Here is an 18,686-nt window from a genome sequence, read left to right on the forward strand (position 1 = left end):
ATGACCCCGGCTGGATGAAGGCGGGGCCTGGGGGGCGGTACCCGCAGGCGCGACAAGGCTTAGAATGTCCGGCTGCATCCACCCGTTCGATCCTTGGAGTACCCCCATGACTGTTGCGCAGTTCTACCCGATCGGCACCCCCGGACAGCCCTGGGGCGACGCGGAACGCGCACAGTGGCGGGCCCGCCAGCAGCGCCAGCGCAGCTACCATGATGACGTGGTGGCCGCCCTTGAGCGCCTGGACGACAGCGTTTTCGACGTGATCCAGTACGGCCAGCTGGACTATGCGCCGGACCATTACCCGCTGTTCGCCGTGGTCAACCACGACTGGAACCCGGCGCTGCCGACCGCGCTGATCACCGGTGGCGTGCATGGCTACGAGACCAGCGGCGTGCACGGTGCCCTGCAGTTCCTGGAGCAGCAGGCGGAGCGTTACCTGGGCCGGCTGAACCTGATCGTCGCGCCCTGCGTCAGCCCGTGGGGCTATGAGCGCATCCAGCGCTGGAACCCGGACGCCATCGACCCGAACCGCAGCTTCCGTGACGGCGGCCAGATCGAGGAAGCCGCCGCGCTGATGCGCTGGGTGGCCGAGCGCAAGCCGAACCTGCTGGTGCATCTGGACCTGCACGAGACCACCGACAGCGACCTGAACGAGTTCGATCCGGCGCGCTGCGCCCGCGACGGCAAGCCGTTCGAGCGCGACACCATTCCCGATGGCTTCTACGTGATCGGCAACAGTGAAGATCCGCAGGCCGAGTTCCAGAAGGCACTGATCGCCGCAGTGGCGCCCATCACCCATATCGCCCCGGCCGACGCCGAAGGCAATCTGGTCGGCCTGCCGTTGCAGTCGCCGGGCGTGGTCTGGGGCGAATCCCGTTCGATCGGCGCCTGCGCTGGCTTCACCGATGCGCGCTTTGCCACCACCACCGAGGTCTACCCGGACAGCCCGCGCACCAACCCGCAGGAATGCAACGACGCCCAGGTGGCGGCGGTGTGTGCGGGCCTGGATTTCGCCCTGGCGGCGCAGTAGCGCGCCACGTTCCGGGCAGCGACCGGCATCAGCCGGCGCCTTTCTTTCGCCGGTGAGGTGGCCACAGCCGGCGAAGCCGACGCGCGGCAACCTGCGAACACATCCAGATCGTGCTGGTACACCCCGCTGTTGACCGCGAACAGGCCCAGCAGCGAGTGGAAGAGGTTGTCGTGGCTGTGCGCCCGGTGCAGGGCATTCTGGTGCAGGCAGGCCAGGTCCAGGCCTGCGTTGCGGCTGAATTCGGGTGAGAACCACATCACCATCGGCACCTGGGTCTGCTCGCGCGGGGCGATGAAGTAGGGCGTGCCATGCAGGTACATGCCGCGTTCGCCGAGCGACTCACCATGGTCGGAGACATAGATCAGCGCAACGTCGCGGTGGGCCGAGTAGCCCCGCAGCAGGCCGATGGCCTCCGCAAGCACCTGGTCGGTGTGCACCAGGGTGTTGTCATAGGTGTTGACCAGTGCCTCGTTGCTGCAGTGCTGGATCTGATTGCTGTCGCAGGTCGGGCTGAAAGCCCGCGACGCTGCGGGATACCGTTCAAAGTAGGTCGGCCCATGACTGCCGAGCTGATGCAGCACGATCAGGGCGTCGCCGTTGATGGCATCGATGCGTGCGCCGAGCTGGTGCAGCAGCACGTCGTCGTAGCAGGTGCCGTCGGCGTTGACGCACTGGCCGGCCACCTTCAGCGCAGGCATGTCCTCGGTCGGTACGCGTTCGCACACGCCCTTGCAGCCGCCGTTGTTGTTGTTGCGCCAGAGCACGCTGATGCCGGTGCGCTGCAGGATATCGAGCACGTTCTCCTCGGTTGCGGCGCGCACGTCGTCGTACTGGCCTCGGGTCATCTGCGAGAACATGCACGGCACCGAGATGGCCGTGGCGGTCCCGCATGAGGAGACATCATTGAAGCTGATGACGCCTTCCGTGCGTGAGAGCCGGGGATTGGTTGCGCGTGGGTAGCCGTTGAGCTGGAAGTTCTGTGTCCGCGCGGTCTCGCCGACGACCAGGATCACCAGCTTCGGGCGCGGGCCAGCTATGCGCCGTGCGTCCATGCCGATCGGGTGCAACGGTTGCTGGCGGGTGCTGTAGAGACCTTTCAAGTAGCCGTGGGTATGGCGCACCACGTTCAACGGCAGCAGCTGGTCACGGAGATAGCGGTTGTTGCGCAACAGTGAGGAATAGTCCTTGTAGAACGCAAAGCCGATTGCCAGCAGTACCAGCAACGACGCCAGGACGCTGGCCGGCCACACCAGCAGCGAACGTGTCGAAGCCGCTCCGCTGGTGGTGCGCACCCAGGCCAGCCCGGCAGCGGGCAGCACGCCCAGCGTCAGCAGGGTCAGCAGCAGCGGCAGCGAGAGATAGGCGTTCAGTTCGGCCTGGTTGGTCTCGAACACGTTCTGCACCATGCTGCGATCGATCAGCACGTTGTAGTGCAGCATGAAATAGCTGCAGGCGGCGCTGGTGACGATGAGTACGGCCAGCAGCGGCTTGCGCACGAAGGGTAGTGCCAGCAATGGCGTCAGCATCAGGTTGAACAGGCAGAAGAGCACCACCGGCAAGCTGGCCAGGAACAGCACGCTGCGCAGGCTGTTGAGGTCGATCAGCCCCCACAGCGACTTCCAGAGGGCGATGTTTCCAATCGTGGTGAAGAAAAACGCTGCGGCCCAGACCAGGATGATCGGATGGGGCCGTGGAAAACGGAGGCATTGGCGCACGAGCAGGTTCCGCGGAACAGGAGTGCGCGCAGTATCGAAACGGCTTCATCAGGAAGTTGTCAGCCTTGCCGGGCTAGCCCAGCAGGATCACGCCCCACACTGCGCCGACCATCAACAACGCGGTGGTCTGCGCGGCGCTGCCCATGTCCTTGGCGTTCTTGGACAGTGGATGCTGTTCCAGTGAGATGCGATCGACCACTGCTTCGATCGCCGAGTTGAGCAGTTCCACCACCAGGCTGATGAAGCAGACCGCCAGCACCAATGCGCGCTCGACCGCGCTGATGTCCAGTACGAACGCTGCAGTGATCAACAGCGCGTGCAGGAGCAGCAGCTGGCGAAAAGCAGCCTCGCCACGAAAGGTAGCGATGAATCCGTCTCGCGAATGGATCAGGGTGTGGAAGATGCGGCCCAGGCCGGTCTTGCCATGCGGGTACTTGCCGCTGTCCTTGGGGTGCTGCATGCCGTTTCCGCCGTGAAGTGAGCAATCCCCAGCATGTGCACGCGCGTGTCAGGAAACCGTCAGGCGGGCCATTCCAGGCTGAACCGGCATCCCTGCTGCGAGGAGTGCACCGTCATCCTCCAACCCAGGTGGTCGACGATGCGCTGCACGATGGACAGCCCCAGTCCCTCGCCACTGTGCGGGCTGCCGGGCACGAAGCGCTGGAACTGCTGTGGGTCGATACTGGAGGGCAGGCCGGGTCCGGTGTCGGCGAAGGTGAGTGCGGTGTCGTGGAGGGTGATCCTCACTTCGCCCCTTTCGGTGTACTGGCAGGCGTTGCGCAGCAGGTTCCAGATCACGCTGTGCGCCAGATCTGCGTTGGTGTCCAGCACGGCGTCATGCCGGGCATCAAACGCAACGATCACCGGCTTGCCGGAAATCCACAGTTGGCAGCGCTCCATGCAGGATTCGATCAATGGGCGCAGGGCCACCTTGTTGCGCGGCACGGAGCCGGGGTACGTGAGAGCAGCAGCAGGCAGGACAGCTGGCGCTGCATCTCCTGGGTAGTGCGCAGGATACGCTCCGCGCTGGGGACCAGGTGGCTGTCGGACGGAAGCTGGCAGGCAAGGGTTTCCGCAGCGCCGCCGATGATGGCCAAGGGCGTGCGCAGCTCATGGCTGGCATCGCCGCTGAAGCATTGCTCGCGATGCAGGAACCGTTCGAGCTCATCACTGTGCCGGGCGAAGGCACGGGCGAGTACACCGATCTCGTCGCGGGCGTCCTGACAGGGAAAGGGCTTCCGCCCGCTCTGCACGGCATCGGCCAACTGCGTGATGGGCGCGATGACGTGCGATGCCACCCTGCGACCGATCAGGAAGGCGCCGAGCACGCAGATCGAAATGACCACCGCGGCAAAGGCATTGATCAGGTGTTCCAGGTAGCCATAGGGTGCAGCGTCCTGCAGCAGGTAGTAGCGCTGGCCGCCACTGTCGAACACACGCAGGTGCCACTCGTCGGGTCCTGCTTCGCCGTGGTAGCCCAGGCCGTACTGGCGCAGCACCATCGGCACGCTATGGCTGTCGTACAGCTGGCTGCCCGGGGGCAGGGCGGGGCGCTCGCCACGGGCCAGTGCTGCTTGCAGCTTGTGCACGGCACTGTCCTGGGTCCGGGCGATGACCGCGGCCCTGACCTGGTCGTAGTCCACCTGTTCGGCCAGGACGATGAAGCCCATCGCGCCGGCCATCAGCAGCACGAACGAAATCGTGATGCGGGTACGCAGGGCCAGGCGGCGGTAGAGAGCGGCAGGGGTCACGCCGGCATGCGCCAGCCGACGCTGTGCACCGTGGCGATCAACGTGGTGTCGAAGCTGCGGTCCACCTGCAGGCGCAGCTCATGGATGTGGGTACGCAGCGCGCCGCTGTCCGGTGGCTCGTCGCCCCAGACCAGGTATTCCATCTCCTGCTTGCGCACCACGGCCGGGGCCGCGCGTACCAGGCACATCAGCAGTTTGTGCGACGTAGGCGTCAGCGCGATGCAGCGCCCCTGTCGCCAGGCCTGCGGCGAGCGCGTATCTACCTGCAAGTCCTTCCACGCCAGTACGCTGTCGACCTGACGGCCCTGGGCGCGTCGCACCAGGGCCTTGATCCGCGCATCCAGTTCCTTCAGCGAGAACGGTTTGACCAGGTAGTCATCGGCGCCGAGAGCCAGGCCCTGCACGCGGTCCTCGACCGGATCGCGCGCGGTCAGCATCAGGATCGGCACCGGGTTCTGGAATTCCCGGCGCAGCTTTCGGCACAGCGTCATGCCATCCAGGCGCGGGAGCATCAGGTCCAGCAGGATGGCGTCGTAGTCGTGCTGCGTGGCCCGGCGCAGGCCGCTGGCACCGTCGCGGGCGTCGTCCAGCACGTAGCCGATAGGCTCAAAGAAAGCGTACAGGTTGGCTACGAGCTCGGGGTTGTCTTCGATGATCAGCAGGCGGGTCATGGCGTGCGTCCTTGCGCGTGGCCGAACTGTGCCCGATCCCTGACTGATTGCCAATGCGCACGCTGAATGGATCGCGGCCTGGGTTCGGCCGCGTCAAGCGACGTTCAATGGGCCGGCATCTTCGGAAACGAACTGCCAGCCGATATCTTCCGGTTTGTCCGAAAAGAACAGGCTCATGTAGGTCGGCTTGTCCTTGTTGATCAACGAGGTGCGGAACGATTCGACCACCTGTTCGATGGCATTCACATCAGCCGATGATGGGCGCTGGCTTGCGTGGGCCGGCAGGCCTGCGGCGAGGCACGCAGCGAGAAGCGCGTTCTGGATTCCGGTGGTTCGCATCGTTCATGACGGCCTTCGTAGGGTGGAAGCGCCGCCGGGGCCACGGCTACAGGGCCCCGGCGCGCTCCGCATTCAACGATGCAGCGCGTCGATGATCAAGCCGGTCGCGATCTCCACCAACAGGTACTCGGTGTCGGACTGGCGCACCCAACGCTGGCCGCGACCCGGATTGCGCAGGTCATAACGCGCGTAATCGTCCACCCAGTAGCGGCGGTCCACTTCGGCCCAGGGCAGGCGGTCGCCACGACGCCAGGCCTTCTTCTGCCAGCCGGGCGGCGGCGCATCACGGTTGTGCGGGCCGCCGGCATGCGGCGGCGGGCCGTTGCCGCGGGCGTGATGCGGCGGGTCAGCGAAGGCGGGGGCCGCAGCCAACGCGGTGGCGGTGGTCAAAGCGATGGCAAGCAAACGTGTGGTCTTCATGGAAGTGCCTCCGTCATGGCCGCAGCATGCGGCGCTGTGGCGGGAATATAGGGCAGACAACGTGAATGAATACGGGTGTGCGCGGCACTTTCCTGAACACACAGCGTGACGTGCAGTCGCCGCCCCGGAACGGATCAACGGGCCCCGTCCGGGGCCGGACCCAATGCGCCCCAGCCGCCGCCCAGTGACAGGAACAGATCCATCTGGCGATCGACCCGGTCCGCGCGCGAGACGGCCAATGCGGACTCCGCATCTGCCAGCGCGGCCTGGGCCGAAAGCAGGTCGAGGAAATCGATCCTGCCGAAACGGTAGAGCTGCTGCGCCTGCCCGGCGGCCCGCGCTGCATCCCCACGCGCCTGCGCCAGGCTGCGCTCGCGTTCAAGCTCCTGCGTGCAGGCAGAAAGCGCGGTCTCGGTCTGGCGCAGTGCCTGCAGCACGACGCCGTCAAAGGACGCGAGCGCGGTATCTGCATTGGCACCGGCCGCTGCGATGCGGGCCTTGGCCACGCGGCGGTTGGGCCAGTGCCATGACAGCGCGGGACCGATGCTCGCACCGAAGCCGTCGGCCGACAGCAGATGCGCCGGTGTGCCGGCCACGCCCGAAGAGGCGCCCAAGGTGATCTGCGGATAGAGACCCGCCGTCTCGACACCGATCATTGCAGTCGCGGCGGCCAGGCTGCGTTCGGCTGCGCGTACGTCGGGGCGCCGCTGGAACAGCTGCCAACCATCACCGACCGGCAGCGCCTGCTCCAGCTCCGGGGGGCCTGGGCAGGCTTCGGCCTCCCTGGGATAGTCCGCCGGGAGCCTGCCCATCAATGCGGCCAGTTCGAACAGTGCGGCCTGGCGTTCCGCCAGCAGGTGCGGTATCCCCGCCGCGCTGCGGTTGACGGCGGCACCGGCACGGCTGACATCGAAGTCCGTTCCGCGCCCTCCGGCAGCCAGGCGTCGGGTTGCCTCCAGGGTGGCGCGCTGCACCGCCAGCACCTGCCGGGTTGCAGCGAGCGTGTGATTTCGGGTGCATACCTGGAGATAGGCACGGGTGACAGCCGCAGCGACGACCACGCGGACCTGGTCCCGTGCCGCAGCGATGGCCTCCGCGTCGGCGTTGGCGGCTTCGATGCCGCGGCGGATGCCGCCTGCAAGATCCAGTGGATAGGAGAGGTGGAGGCCCAGCGCGTACGACTGCGGCGCGGCCGACGCCTGGGTGTAGCCACCGGCATGGACGAGCGTGCCCGATGCATCCACGTCCCCTTGCACGGCACCGCGCGCGCGGTACTCCAGCACGGTCGCGCTGGCGCGCCGAAGGTTGGCATCGGCGGCGCGCAGGTCGGTATTGGCCGCCAGTGCTTCGCGTACGTAGGCGTCAAGCTGAGGGTCGCCATACAGTTCCCACCACCGATCCGGTGGTGGGTCGTGGCTGAACGATGCCTCTTTGCCCGAGACGAACGCCTGCGCCGCGCGTGTGGAGGCAGCGACGGCATTCGCAGGCAGGTGATAGTCGGGGCCGGATACGCAGGCCGTCATGGGCAGCAGCAGGGCAAGCAGCCCACCGCGTAGTGTTCGCACGCTCACTTGCAGGCTCCCGCTGCCGAGGGCGCGATGGTCACGCTCGCAGTGCGACCCACGATCAGGCGGGTATCCGACGGCGCATCATCGATGCGGATGCGTACCGGGATGCGCTGCGCCAGCCTCACCCAGGTGTAAGTTGGCGCCACGGCGGGCAGCAGGTTGTGTGTGCTTGAGCGCTGATTGTCGGCAATGCCGGCGGCGATGGCTTCCACGTGTCCGCGCACGTCGTGGTTGTCCCCCATCAGCCGCGCCACCGCGGCATCGCCCTCGGTGATGCAGCCCAGCTTGGTTTCCTCGAAATAGCCCTCGATGCGCAGGCTGCCGGTGTCGATCAGCGCCAGTGCCTGCGCACCGGGTTGCAGGTAGTCGCCCGCGTGCAGGTCGAGGTTGGTGATGATGCCATCGGTGGTTGCGCGCACCTCGGTGCGTTGCACGTTGAGCTGGGCAACGCGCTGTTCGGCCCGTGCCTGCGCCAGCGCGGCCAGCTCGGTATCGACCTTGGCGGCGTTGCGTTCGCGGGTTTCCGAAGCGACCAGGTTGCCAAGTGCGTTGTCCCGCGCCGATTCGCGGCGAGCCAGCGCCAGCGTGGCATGCGCGCTCCTGACCGCCGCGTCTGCCTTCTCCAGCGTGGCGGCGAAGCGTGGCTGATCGAGCACCAGCAGCAGCTGGCCGGCACTGACCCGCTGGTTGTCGTGCACGAGCACTTGGGTGACCAGCCCCCCCATGTCCGACGCAACGCGCACCACATCGGCGCGCACCCGTCCATCACGCGTCCACGGGCGTGTTTCGTAACGATTCCAGAGGGAGAACGCGGCAATGGCGGCAAGCGCACACACGCCCAGCGTTGCGCTCCAGCGCCCGATAACAGCAAGCAGGTCTTTCATTTCATTTCCCGAGCAGGGGCGCGAGCCGGATCATCAGCTCCGCCAGGATCACGAACAGGGACAGGCCCACCAGCGGCCGCGCGGCGAACAACCGGTACAGGCCGAGGCTGGCGAGCAGACGTGAGGTCAGCATCGACAGCACCAGCGCGGCGGCGGCCACCGCAAGCAGGCCGGGGATCAGCACGCCATCAATGGAAAGATCAGGAAGCATGAGGTCAGCGCCGGTGGGTGAGCGGAGGTACGAGCAGGTCGCAGCGCAACCCGCAGAGCAGGTGCAGCAGATGCTCTCGATCGACCCCGCTGCTGGCCGCAGCTACCTCGCGCATGCGGTCCAGCAGTACCAGAAGATGGATGTCGACACTGCGTGCCGAGTGGACGCGAACCCCGAAATGTGCAGCGATGCGTTCGACCAGCGCCGCATGAAGCGTCCGAACCTGCGGGTTGTGCAGCCGCTTTTCCAGCGCGCGGAGTTGGCTGGATGCTCGTGCCGCACGCACGTCCGCAAACAATGCCCGCAGGTCGTGCGCGGCGCTGGAACGGCCCTGCAGCCTGGGAGCGAGCAGCCCTATTCGATCCAGCATGCGGCTGAGCCACGCGCGGCTCGCACCGCCTTGTCCGGCGGCGTAGCGTGTGATGTCCCGACGGATCGACCGCTCCAGCCGAGCGCGGTTGCGGCCCGCATCGGCGGTCTGGAACAGCTGCATGCTGCACAGTGCCACCGTCGTACCGATGAACAACGCAACGCTGTTGTTGAGCGCGCCGACGATGTTGGTCGTATTGGTCGCGCCCAGGCTGGCAATGAGCGGAAACGTCAGCACCACGCCCAAGGCAGCCATGGTGAATGGCGGCCGGGCCAGGAACGATCCGCACAGCAGCAGCACCGGCGCGAGCGCGGCAATCAGGCCGGTGATATCGGACAACGCGGGGAAGATCAGCAGACCGTAGAGCAGGCCGACGGCCACGCCGATGCACGATCCCACCAGGTAGCGCATGACATGCGGTGCCGGCGCTTCGATCGTGCCGAACAGCACGCACGCCGTGCCGATGATGGACACCGCCGTGGCGCCCTCCGACCAGCCGGTAGCGATCCATAGAACGCAGCTCAGCAGGATGCCGACGAACGCGCCCAGCGCGCTGCGCAGGGCAAGCCGATGATCCCGGTGAAGTACCGCACCCTGCACATGTCGTGCAAGGCGGGCAGGTACATGCCGGCGCCAGTCGGGCCGGGCAGTGTGCAGCTCCGCTTGCAGTACGCGGCAATCGGCGTGGGCGAGGTCGAGCTCGGCCTGTTGCGCGGCGAGGCCGGTCTGCATGAGCTCGCGCCAGCCAGGCGAATCCATGGCGCTGGCCTGTGATGAGCGCAGCCGTGCGATGGAATCTTCCACCGCGCTGGAGAGCATCAGTACATCCAGCATCCGGTCATGCAGGGCGCGCAGGATCTGCACCTGGGCCACGCCGTGGGCGCTGTCGAAGGGCAGGTGGATCGACAGCACATGCAGCTCGAGCAGGTCGGCCGCCACTTTCGAGCGGTCCGTCGCCAGCACCGTGTCCGATGCGCCGGCGCGCATGTCCCGTGTCCATCGTTCCGCGTCATCCAGCACGGCAGCGACCCGTGCGTGCACGCGCATCGAGACCCGGCGCGGCAGCACCAGCGCGTGTACCAGCGTTGCGGCCAGGATGCCGATGGCAATTTCCTGCACCCGCGTGATGGCAATGGTGAACACGTCTCCCGGCACCATCACCGCAGGAAAGCCGATCAGGCTGGTGGTATAGCCGGCCAGCAGGAACGCATAGGCACGCGGCGTGCGGTCGAGCATTGCCAGATACAGGCAAAGCGACATCCAGGTGGCGAGCGCGGCGCTCAGCACCAGGGGTGCATTGGCGAAGCGTGGCACCAGCGCGACGGTGGCGACGGCCCCGCCCACGGTACCGAGCAGGCGAAACAGGCCGCGGCTCAGTGTTGCCCCGGAAAGGGGCTGCGACACCAGATAGACCGTGCCGATCACCCAGAACGGGCGATTCAGGCCGATCCGCAGAGAGACATACAGCCCCAGCGACGCGGCGAGCAGGCATTTGAGCGAGAAGAGCACCGCCTCCTGATCGGTCCTGAGGGCAGGGCTTTTCAACTGGGCGAATGCCTGGAACACGTGGGGACGGGCAGGAGTGGGGGAGTGCATGCGGCTCATGCTAGTGATCGGCCGCACTGGCGAATTTCGCTACAATGACAATCAATCGCGAAAACCGGTCAATATGAGAATGGCTCGCATTTCGCTCCCCGGCTTTGACCTGGACCCGGACGAGACCGATCGCCCGGCGGTTGCCAGCCGCCTGCAGGTGGCCGAGCACGACGCGGAAATTCCGGTGCATGAGCATCGAAAGGGCCAGCTCATTCTTGCGCTGCATGGGGCGGTGACCTGCGAAGTGGCCAATGCGCTGTGGATCGTGCCGCCCCAGTGTGGCGTCTGGATTCCGGGCGGCATGCCGCACAGCAACCGCGCCACCGCCAACGCGCGCCTGTGCTATCTATTCGTCGAGCCCGGCATCGTCGACCTGCCGGCGCAGTGCGTGACGCTGGCCATCTCGCCGATGCTGCGCGAGATGATCCTGCACCTGGCCGACGCGCCGCTGGACTATCCGCATGGCAGCCACACCGACCGGCTGGCGCGGGTGTTGCTGGACGAGCTGGTACAGATGCCGGCCGAGCATCTGTCGCTGCCGGTCAGCCATCACCCGAAGGTGCGTGCGCTGGCGGCGGCGCTGTCGGCGGATCCGGCAGACCGCAGCACCATCAGCCAGTGGGCTGTGCGCCTGGCCCTGGGCGAGCGCACGTTGACCCGCCTCATCGAACGGGAAACGGGACTGTCCTTCGGACGCTGGCGGCAGCAGCTGCACCTGCTCATCGCCATTCGTGAACTCGCCGCGGGCGCACCGGTACAACGCGTTTCCGAGACGCTGGGCTATGAGTCGGTGACGGCCTTCATCACGATGTTCAGGAAGGCGCTTGGCCTTTCCCCGGCGCGGTACTTTGCGGTGCGCCTGCGTGGGCAGTAGCAGGGAACAACCCGGAAAGCCATTGCCTGGAACGGCTACTTCAAAGTGCCGGAGACGGATTGAATCGCGGCCACCACTGCAGCAGGATCCTCGCGCTGGAGGGTGTGCCCGGTCGCCAGGTAGCGATGCGAGCCGCGCGTGAATCCCGAGAAGAGCAGGCTATGTCTACAACGGTTTCGGTGATCTGACCGGGCAAGTCAGCCCGGACAGCGGTGCCAGCAGCTTCACCGTGGATGCCGCCGGCAACCGCAAGACGGCTACCGATGCGCGTGGCGTCACCGCCACCTATCACTACGATGCACTCAACCGCCTGATCGGCATCGCCTACCCGGATCCCAATCTGGACGCGGGCTACAGCTATGACGTGGCGCCTGCCGCCTGTGCCGCCGACGAGCGCTTCGCCAAGGGACGGCTGGGGCAGGTGCTGCACGCCAATGGCAGTACCCAGTACTGCTATGACCGTTTCGGCCAGGTCACCCGCAAGGTACAGACCGTCAACGGCGTTGCCAGCACGCTGCGCTACGCCTATAGCAAGTCGGGCCGCCTGACTGCGTTGACCTACCCCGACGGCAGCGTGGCCGACTACGTCCGCGATACCCAGGGCCGCATCAGCCAGATCGGCCTGACCCGCCCCGGCCAGGCCCGCCAGATCGTGGTGAACAACCTGACCTACGCGGCTTTCGGCCCGGCGACCGGTTGGGCCTACGGCAACGGCCGCCAGCTGCAGCGTCCGTTGGATCTGGATTATCGCCCGCAGGCGGTGCATGACCCGGCTGCAGGCGGCCTGTCGCTGGGCTATGGCTATGATCCGGTCGGCTCGATCACTGAGCTGAAGAATGGCGCAGGCTCGACGGTGCTGGCCAAGTACGCCTACGACACGCTGGGCCGCCTGACCCAGACCCAGGACGGCACGACCGGCACCCCGATTGAAACCTATGCGTATGACGCCACCGGCAATCGCACCGCGCTGACCACCTCGGCAGGCACGGCCAGCTACACCTATCCCGCAACCAGCCATCGCCTGACTGCGGTGGATGGCGAGTCGCGCAACCATGACGCGGTGGGCAACACCACCAGCATCGGCGGCAAGACGTTCACCTACAACGATGCCAACCGCATGAACGCAGTGAAGCAGGGCGATGCTGTACTGGAAAGCTACGCCTACAACCATCGCGGTGAGCGCGTACTGCGTACCCCGGCCGGTGGCGCAGCGCAGATCACCTTGTACGACGAAGCAGGGCAGTGGCTGGGCAACTACTCGGCCACGGGCCAGGCGCAGCAGCAGGCCATCTGGCTGGACAACTACCCGGTGGCGTTGATCAACATGCCGGCCACCGGCGTGCCGGAACTGGCCTACGTGCAGCCGGATCACCTGGGCACACCGCGCGTGGTGATCGATCCGGTACGGAATGTCGCGATCTGGGAGTGGAGCAACAAGAGCGAGGTGTTCGGCAACCAGATTCCGAGTGCAGACCCGGACGGGGATGGTGTGGCGTTCGAACTGGCGCTGCGCTTCCCGGGCCAGCAGGCGACGGATGCGAGTGGGCTGTTCTACAACTACCAGCGGGAGTATGACCCTGCGGTGGGTCGTTATTCGCAGAGTGATCCGATTGGGCTCGCAGCGGGGCCAAATACCTTTGGCTACGTGATGGGAAATCCGATGAGTTGGATTGACCCTGAGGGCTTGGAAGTACTTGTATGTAGTCAGCCGGCCTTTGGAGTATCCAACAATCCAATTGATCACCAATGGATTCGTACGGATACAGTTGAGGCAGGCATGGGTGGCACTCGTGGAAACGTACCTGGTAACGACAGTGGAGACATGCCGGGCGATCCCGTGCAGGTTACCAACCATGTCGGTCGTAGCAATGAGCCTGGAGCATCATGCAAAGTGGTTAAAAATGTCGACGAAGCGAGAGTCAATTCCCAGCTTCAGATAGGGAGATCACTTGGTAGGTGGGGGCCTGCCAACCATTGCCAATCATTTGTAGCCAAGACACTTTGGAATGCTAGTACAGTCGAACTGCAGCAAGAGCAGAACAAACGATTGCTCAACTCGAAGGTTCCTGGGCTGAGGTAGGTATGAAGAGATACATGACATGCGTCCTGCTGGCGTCACTTTCTTCGGCATGTGCGGATCAGAAGCAGGGCGCAACGACGAATTCGTTCGACGATGAGCGGATAGAATGTGTTGAGCCCGCTCGACTGAAGACCGAGCCGTGGGGAAAAGCGGGCTCTTTGAAGGGGTGCGAGATTGCTGATGGTCCATTTGTCGCCGCAGATGATGGGTATATTCGTATGCGTGGACAGTTTAAGAATGGGCATAAGGCCGGTGTGTGGCGATGGTACGACCGAAGTGGAAATGTCACTAAAGAAGTCAATTACTCACAGTAGTCTTTGCGGGGGAGGCTGGATGCAGTGCTCTGAAGGACATCCCGTGCCCAGATTCCTCACCCCCGACGAGGTCTCCCTCATCCACAGGCTGCTGCCCGAGACGAACGAGCTGTCCGAACGGTTGTTGAAGGATCTGGCGCTCGCCCAGGTGGAGGACGTGGAGGTCGTCGGATTCGGAGGCGTGGTGTTCCTGTCCAGCACGACCCAGGTCTTCGGAAGCGACATTGCCACTGCAATGCTTGCCGATGCCGACGGCGTGCCGGTGAGAGTCACCCTGTGCCTGGGCAATCACGATCAGCTCTTCGTGCTGGAGCTGTGCAAAGTGGACTTCTCACCGATCATCGGGGTCGATCTGAGGAGCGCTTTCAGCGAGCACTGACGCCTGCTGAAAGCGGTCCTCGCTGAAGGGCGTTGCGCATGCCCTTCACCCTTCGGGCTGCAACCGCCCCACCGCCTGCGCGCACAACGACTGGCAGGCCATGACCAACCCCTCCATCACCCGGTCGCCCACGTACTCTTCCGGTTCGCCGTTCTGGCGGGTGCGCTCCGCCGCCAGCAGCATTTCCAGCACCACCCGCAACCCGGTCAACGCGCAATCGGCGTCGGCCAGGGCGAGGCAGCGGCCGGGCAGCGGGTGACGCTCCGGCCACGGTTGCCCATCGGCCGCCGCACCGGAGCCGATGCGGTGGAGATTGGCAATGAAGGTGTTCCTGTCCACTGTTGGCGCAGCCTGTGGCGAACCGTCGTCGCCGGCGGTGCTGCGGTAGGCGTGTAGATGCGGGAAGTCCGATTCGTTCATGGCAAGGCTCCGTGCGAGGCAATCGGTAGCCGCCACCCATAAAAGTGGCGGGCGGTGCATGGTTCGAATCCGGGTTGGTCCCAAGCCGGTGGGCGCGAACGCCCCCACGCACCGCCCGCCATAGCCGGCAGACGGATTGCCAGCCGGCGCCACGGAATGTGGACGCCGACTGGCAAGCGCAATCACTCAGGACCAACTCGGGATTCGAAACCCGGCCACCCTTTTTCCGGTGGCACGCCATCTGAGCCCCTGGCGCTGTGCAATGCCAATCAGAAGAGTTGTAAACATCACTCGATTGGAGACGCTTTTGACATTGTCCTACGCTGTTAAGCCCCGCCAGTGCTGGCTGGCGTAGTGATCCGCCCGCAACGTGCAATCTGCGACAGGTGTCGAGGTTGTCACGGCGAACGGGACGGGCGGGGCGGGCCTATCACGACAGGCGGCGCCAATTCAGGCTGCGTGCCTCCCGGGTTGACGCTTTCAACGCCCCAGCGCACTCTGCGGGCTGGGGTCGACAACCCGTTCAGGGGCAGGGCTGCAGGGTGGTACCAGGAGGCGGAACAGCCATGAGCCAACTCACCGACAGCTTCGGACGCAGCTTTCCGTACCTGCGCTTGTCGCTCACCGAAGCCTGCAACTTCCGGTGCAGCTACTGCCTGCCCGACGGTTACCAGGCCGATGGCCACCCGCGTTTCCTGCAGGTGGAGGAGATCGGCCGCCTGGTGCGGGCCTTTGCGGCGCTGGGCATGAGCAAGATCCGCCTGACCGGCGGCGAGCCCAGCCTGCGCAAGGATCTGGACGAGATCATCGCCATCGTGGCGGCGGTTCCGGGCATCCGCAAGGTGGCCATCACCACCAATGGCACGCTGCTGCCGCGGCGCCTGCCGGGCTGGCACCGGGCCGGCCTGACCGCGCTGAACGTGAGCATGGACAGCCTGCAACGCGAGCGTTTCCACGCCATCACCGGGCACGACCGCCTGCCGGAGATCCAGCAGGGCCTGGCCCTGGCGCAGGCGTTGGGCCTGCCGGCGATCAAGCTCAACGCGGTGCTGCTGCGTGGCCTGAACGACGACGAGCTGCCGCAGTGGATGGATTACCTGCGTGATCGCCCCTTCAGCGTGCGCTTCATTGAACTGATGCGCACCGGCGACAACGAAGCCTATTTCCAGCGCCACCACCTGCGCGCCGACGTGGTGATCGAGCAGCTGCTGGCCGCTGGCTGGCACGAGCGCCCGCGCGCCGCCGATGCCGGCCCGGCGCGCGAGTTCAGCCACCCTGACCATCGCGGCAGCATCGGCATCATCGCGCCGTATTCGCGTGACTTCTGCAAGGGCTGCAACCGCCTGCGGGTGACCGCCAAGGGCGACCTGCGGCTGTGCCTGTTCGGCGAGTTCGGCGTACCGCTGCGCCAGCTGCTGCAGCGCGACGAGGACCACGACGCGCTGCTGGCACGCATCACCACCCAGCTTGGCCTGAAAGCGGCCGGGCATGGACTGCACCAGGGCCAGACCGGGCTGACCCCGCACCTGGCCTCGATCGGAGGATGAGCAACACGATGAGTGGGGAATTGAATGCGGCCTTCCACATGGCCGATGTCCGTAACAAGCGCATCAGCCGCCGCCGTGCGGTGGCGGTGGGCGAGCTGCATGCCGGTCCAGTGGCCTATCCGCTGATCGTCGAGCGCCGCCTGCCCAAGGGCGATGCGCTGGTGATGGCCGAGATAGCCGGCCTGCAGGGCGCGAAGATGGCCTCGATGCTGATGCCGCTGTGCCATCCGTTGCCGCTGGAGCTGGTGCAGGTGTTCTGTGCGCCGGTGCCGGAGCGGCAGGCGATCCGCGTGTGGTGCGAGTGCGCCAGCGAGGCGCGCACCGGCGTGGAGATGGAGGCACTGGCGGGCGTCAACGCGGCGCTGCTGACCCTGTACGACCTGAGCAAGCCAGTGGAGCCGGCCCTGCGCATCGAAGGCATCCGCCTGCTGTTCAAGGAAGGCGGCAAGCGTGGTGTGTGGCTGCACCCGGACGGCATGGACGAGGCCGAGCGTGAGCGTTTCAACCCGCGTGCGCCAAAGGGGTTGGAGGGTGCGGCCTGCGCGGTGATCACACTGAGTGATCGCGCCAGCGAGGGCAGTTATGAGGATGTGTCCGGCCCGACCCTGGTGACTGGGCTGAAAAAGCTGGGTGGCGAGGTGGTGGCCGCCGAAGTGCTGCCCGATGGCATCGAGCCGTTGGCGGGCCGCCTGCAGGCGTTGGCCGCCGAGGGCGTGCGCCTGTGCCTGTGTACCGGCGGTACCGGGCTGGGCCCGCGTGACCTGACCCCGGAGGCGCTGCGTTCGTTGAATGCGCGGCCGGTGCATGGCCTGGCGCAGATGGTGCGGGCACTCAGTGCACAGCACACGCCGATGGCCTGGCTGAGCCGCGCCGAGGTGGTGCAGCTAGGCAGCATGCTGGTGTTCGCATTGCCCGGCAGCCCGAAGGCGGCGGCGCAGTGCCTGGACATCCTGGCGCCGGTACTGGGCCACGCCCTGGCGATGGTCGATGGCGGTGGCCACTGATGATTGCCTACAGCGAGGCCTTGCAGCACCTGCTGGACGCGGCCACGCCGCTGCCGGCCGAGCATCTGCCGCTGCATGAGGCCAGCGGCCGTACCCTGGCCAGTGACATCCACAGCGGGCAGTCGTTGCCGCCGTTCGACAACTCGGCGATGGACGGCTTCGCGCTGCGCGCCAACGGCGCGACGTTCGAGGCCGGTACCGAATTTGCCGTGCAGGGTTGGCAGGCGGCCGGCGATGCCGGTGCCGACGGCGGCGAGGGTGCCTGGGAAATCATGACCGGTGCGCGCATGCCGGTCGGGCTGGATACGGTGGTGCCGGTCGAGAATGTGGAGATCCTCGCCAGCGAGGATGGCCGCCCGACCCGCATTGCCCTGAAGGCATTGGTGAAGCCGGGCCAGAACGTGCGCCTGCGCGGCGAGGATGTAAGCGACGGCGAGCGCGTGCTGCAGGCCGGGCAGGTGCTGGACATCAACGCGCGCACCCTGCTGCATGCCATCGGCGTGGGCGAGGTGGCGGTGGTGGCGCGGCCAAAGGCGGCGGTGATTGCTACCGGCAAGGAGCTGGTGACCGAGGCGGCGCAGACGCTGGCATCCGGGCAGATTCGTGACAGCAACCGGCCGTATCTGGTCGGCCGCCTGCAGGCCGCCGGTGCCGAGGTGGTCTGGCAGGGCACGGTGGGCGATGAGGTGGCGGCGTTCAACGCGGTCCTGGATGAAGCGCTGGACGCGGGTGCGCAGCTGTTGATCAGCACAGGCGCGGTGTCGGCCGGCCGCTACGATTTCATTCCCGACGCGCTTCGCGGCCGGGGTGCGCGCATCGTGTTCCACAAGGTGGCGATCCGGCCGGGCAAGCCGTTGCTGTTTGCGGTGCTGCCCAACGGCGCGCTGTATTTCGGCCTGCCGGGCAATCCGGTCTCCGCTGCCGTGGGCCAGCGCTTCTTCGCCGAGCCAGTGCTGCGCCGCCTGCTGGGGCTGGCACCGGAGCCGGTGCTGGCGTTGCCGCTGCAGGCCGACGTGCGAACGCCGCCCGGCCTGCGCTTCCACGCGCGGGCGCGGGTGGAAGTGGATGCGCAGGGTCGCCTGAGTGCGCGCGTGCTGGCCGGGCAGGAGTCGTTCCGGTTGATGTCCATGCTGCAGGCCAACGCCTGGGTGGTGCTGGAAGGCGAGGGCGGTCTGGCCCCTGCCGGCACGCCGGTGCGTGTGCAGGGCTGGGGTCATCAGGACCCGGTTCAGCTGGCGAGCCAGGAGCCGTGATGAGACAGGTAAATCTGCAGTTGTTCGGCGCGTTCTCCGATCTGGATGCCAGCCGCGAGATTGCCGTGGAGGTGGCCGGCGGCACCGTGGCCGATCTGCGCCAGGCGCTGCGCGAGCTGCTGCCGCTGCGTTGGCCGGGTTTCCGTGCCGGGCTGCTGGATTACTCGGCGTTCGCCGACCAGCAACGCGTGCTGCGCGACCACGAGGCGTTGCCCGACGATGGGCGGGTGGCGATCCTGCCGCCGGTGAGCGGGGGCTGA

Annotated in this window: 16 protein-coding genes and 4 pseudogenes; 8 read left to right on the forward strand and 12 right to left on the reverse strand. The window is 66.3% G+C overall.

From position 1 onward, the window contains the following. The first annotated feature begins 106 nt into the window (after window positions 1-106). On the forward strand, window positions 107-1,030 hold the full coding sequence (locus ROV95_RS12365) for a M14 family metallocarboxypeptidase (RefSeq protein ID WP_134732384.1): 924 nt from the start codon (window positions 107-109) through the stop codon (window positions 1,028-1,030). Here ROV95_RS12365 and ROV95_RS12370 read toward each other — a convergent pair. The 10 genes and pseudogenes from ROV95_RS12370 to ROV95_RS12415 form a co-directional block, all read right to left on the reverse strand. Next, window positions 934-2,745 (reverse strand): phosphoethanolamine--lipid A transferase, encoded by a 1,812-nt coding sequence (locus tag ROV95_RS12370; protein ID WP_312544623.1) that lies wholly within the window; start codon window positions 2,743-2,745, stop codon window positions 934-936. The genes ROV95_RS12365 and ROV95_RS12370 overlap by 97 nt on opposite strands. A gap of 73 nt (window positions 2,746-2,818) precedes the next feature. After that, window positions 2,819-3,205 (reverse strand): diacylglycerol kinase, encoded by a 387-nt coding sequence (locus ROV95_RS12375; RefSeq protein WP_139727218.1) that lies wholly within the window; start codon window positions 3,203-3,205, stop codon window positions 2,819-2,821. Window positions 3,206-3,264: 59 nt separating this feature from the next. Beyond that, a pseudogene (locus ROV95_RS12380) lies at window positions 3,265-4,496 on the reverse strand (HAMP domain-containing sensor histidine kinase). Next, entirely contained in the window at window positions 4,493-5,167 is a 675-nt protein-coding gene (locus ROV95_RS12385) for a response regulator transcription factor (protein ID WP_019659910.1), read from the reverse strand. Before ROV95_RS12385 ends, ROV95_RS12380 begins: the two are co-directional and overlap by 4 nt. 117 nt (window positions 5,168-5,284) lie before the next feature. Then, window positions 5,285-5,506: pseudogene (locus ROV95_RS12390) on the reverse strand (nuclear transport factor 2 family protein); the annotation flags it as partial. Between the two features lie 72 nt (window positions 5,507-5,578). Next, a complete protein-coding gene (locus tag ROV95_RS12395; protein WP_021204235.1) occupies window positions 5,579-5,926 on the reverse strand; it encodes an RcnB family protein in 348 nt (115 codons plus the stop codon). A 134-nt stretch (window positions 5,927-6,060) separates the two neighbouring features. After that, on the reverse strand, window positions 6,061-7,497 hold the full coding sequence (locus ROV95_RS12400; protein ID WP_312544627.1) for an efflux transporter outer membrane subunit: 1,437 nt from the start codon (window positions 7,495-7,497) through the stop codon (window positions 6,061-6,063). Next, window positions 7,494-8,378: a biotin/lipoyl-binding protein gene (locus tag ROV95_RS12405; RefSeq protein WP_312544628.1), complete on the reverse strand. Its 885-nt coding sequence runs from the start codon at window positions 8,376-8,378 to the stop codon at window positions 7,494-7,496. Before ROV95_RS12405 ends, ROV95_RS12400 begins: the two co-directional genes overlap by 4 nt. Before the next feature lies 1 nt (window position 8,379). Continuing rightward, window positions 8,380-8,589, reverse strand: coding sequence for a DUF1656 domain-containing protein (locus ROV95_RS12410; protein WP_155029689.1), 210 nt, complete (start codon window positions 8,587-8,589; stop codon window positions 8,380-8,382). 4 nt (window positions 8,590-8,593) lie between these two features. Continuing rightward, complete coding sequence (locus ROV95_RS12415; protein ID WP_312544630.1) at window positions 8,594-10,564, reverse strand: FUSC family protein; 1,971 nt, start codon at window positions 10,562-10,564, stop codon at window positions 8,594-8,596. Between the two features lie 70 nt (window positions 10,565-10,634). Between ROV95_RS12415 and ROV95_RS12420 the strand changes: the two genes are divergently transcribed. Next, window positions 10,635-11,429 (forward strand): helix-turn-helix transcriptional regulator, encoded by a 795-nt coding sequence (locus ROV95_RS12420; protein ID WP_312545131.1) that lies wholly within the window; start codon window positions 10,635-10,637, stop codon window positions 11,427-11,429. A 35-nt stretch (window positions 11,430-11,464) separates the two neighbouring features. Here the strand turns inward: ROV95_RS12420 and ROV95_RS12425 are convergent. After that, window positions 11,465-11,596: pseudogene (locus ROV95_RS12425) on the reverse strand (alpha/beta hydrolase); the annotation flags it as partial. Here ROV95_RS12425 and ROV95_RS12430 point away from each other — a divergent pair. Both ROV95_RS12430 and ROV95_RS12435 read left to right on the forward strand, forming a co-directional pair. Continuing rightward, a pseudogene (locus ROV95_RS12430) lies at window positions 11,596-13,116 on the forward strand (RHS repeat-associated core domain-containing protein); the annotation flags it as partial. The pseudogenes ROV95_RS12425 and ROV95_RS12430 overlap by 1 nt on opposite strands. 750 nt (window positions 13,117-13,866) lie before the next feature. Then, a complete protein-coding gene (locus ROV95_RS12435; protein WP_312544631.1) occupies window positions 13,867-14,202 on the forward strand; it encodes a hypothetical protein in 336 nt (111 codons plus the stop codon). A 45-nt stretch (window positions 14,203-14,247) separates the two neighbouring features. On the opposite strand, the gene ROV95_RS12440 is transcribed toward ROV95_RS12435, so the two are convergent. After that, complete coding sequence (locus ROV95_RS12440; RefSeq protein ID WP_312544633.1) at window positions 14,248-14,622, reverse strand: hypothetical protein; 375 nt, start codon at window positions 14,620-14,622, stop codon at window positions 14,248-14,250. A gap of 566 nt (window positions 14,623-15,188) precedes the next feature. On the opposite strand from ROV95_RS12440, the gene moaA reads away from it, so the two are divergent. Genes moaA through ROV95_RS12460 form a run of 4 tightly spaced genes read left to right on the forward strand, consistent with a single transcriptional unit; the run spans window position 15,189 to window position 18,686 of the window. Beyond that, entirely contained in the window at window positions 15,189-16,169 is a 981-nt protein-coding gene (gene moaA / locus ROV95_RS12445) for a GTP 3',8-cyclase MoaA (RefSeq protein WP_312544634.1), read from the forward strand. Between the two features lie 8 nt (window positions 16,170-16,177). Beyond that, window positions 16,178-17,173 (forward strand): bifunctional molybdenum cofactor biosynthesis protein MoaC/MoaB, encoded by a 996-nt coding sequence (gene moaCB / locus ROV95_RS12450; RefSeq protein ID WP_312545132.1) that lies wholly within the window; start codon window positions 16,178-16,180, stop codon window positions 17,171-17,173. Then, window positions 17,173-18,426 (forward strand): gephyrin-like molybdotransferase Glp, encoded by a 1,254-nt coding sequence (gene glp / locus ROV95_RS12455; RefSeq protein WP_312544636.1) that lies wholly within the window; start codon window positions 17,173-17,175, stop codon window positions 18,424-18,426. The genes moaCB and glp overlap by 1 nt, the downstream gene beginning before the upstream one ends. After that, complete coding sequence (locus ROV95_RS12460) at window positions 18,426-18,686, forward strand: MoaD/ThiS family protein (protein ID WP_005413671.1); 261 nt, start codon at window positions 18,426-18,428, stop codon at window positions 18,684-18,686. Before glp ends, ROV95_RS12460 begins: the two co-directional genes overlap by 1 nt.

Origin of the sequence: Stenotrophomonas maltophilia group sp. msm1 (assembly GCF_032025805.1) — a bacterium.
Classification (GTDB): domain Bacteria; phylum Pseudomonadota; class Gammaproteobacteria; order Xanthomonadales; family Xanthomonadaceae; genus Stenotrophomonas; species Stenotrophomonas hibiscicola.

Excerpts from the sequence above, each read along its gene's own strand:
- glp (WP_312544636.1), top strand. The coding sequence starts at position 17,173 with ATGATTGCCTACAGCGAGGCCTTGCAGCACCTGCTGGACGCGGCCACG.
- ROV95_RS12365 (WP_134732384.1), top strand. The coding sequence starts at position 107 with ATGACTGTTGCGCAGTTCTACCCGATCGGCACCCCCGGACAGCCCTGG.
- ROV95_RS12395 (WP_021204235.1), bottom strand. The coding sequence starts at position 5,926 with ATGAAGACCACACGTTTGCTTGCCATCGCTTTGACCACCGCCACCGCG.
- ROV95_RS12405 (WP_312544628.1), bottom strand. The coding sequence starts at position 8,378 with ATGAAAGACCTGCTTGCTGTTATCGGGCGCTGGAGCGCAACGCTGGGC.
- ROV95_RS12460 (WP_005413671.1), top strand. The coding sequence starts at position 18,426 with ATGAGACAGGTAAATCTGCAGTTGTTCGGCGCGTTCTCCGATCTGGAT.
- ROV95_RS12410 (WP_155029689.1), bottom strand. The coding sequence starts at position 8,589 with ATGCTTCCTGATCTTTCCATTGATGGCGTGCTGATCCCCGGCCTGCTT.
- ROV95_RS12420 (WP_312545131.1), top strand. The coding sequence starts at position 10,635 with ATGGCTCGCATTTCGCTCCCCGGCTTTGACCTGGACCCGGACGAGACC.
- ROV95_RS12375 (WP_139727218.1), bottom strand. The coding sequence starts at position 3,205 with ATGCAGCACCCCAAGGACAGCGGCAAGTACCCGCATGGCAAGACCGGC.
- moaA (WP_312544634.1), top strand. The coding sequence starts at position 15,189 with ATGAGCCAACTCACCGACAGCTTCGGACGCAGCTTTCCGTACCTGCGC.
- ROV95_RS12385 (WP_019659910.1), bottom strand. The coding sequence starts at position 5,167 with ATGACCCGCCTGCTGATCATCGAAGACAACCCCGAGCTCGTAGCCAAC.
- ROV95_RS12415 (WP_312544630.1), bottom strand. The coding sequence starts at position 10,564 with ATGAGCCGCATGCACTCCCCCACTCCTGCCCGTCCCCACGTGTTCCAG.
- moaCB (WP_312545132.1), top strand. The coding sequence starts at position 16,178 with ATGAGTGGGGAATTGAATGCGGCCTTCCACATGGCCGATGTCCGTAAC.
- ROV95_RS12440 (WP_312544633.1), bottom strand. The coding sequence starts at position 14,622 with ATGAACGAATCGGACTTCCCGCATCTACACGCCTACCGCAGCACCGCC.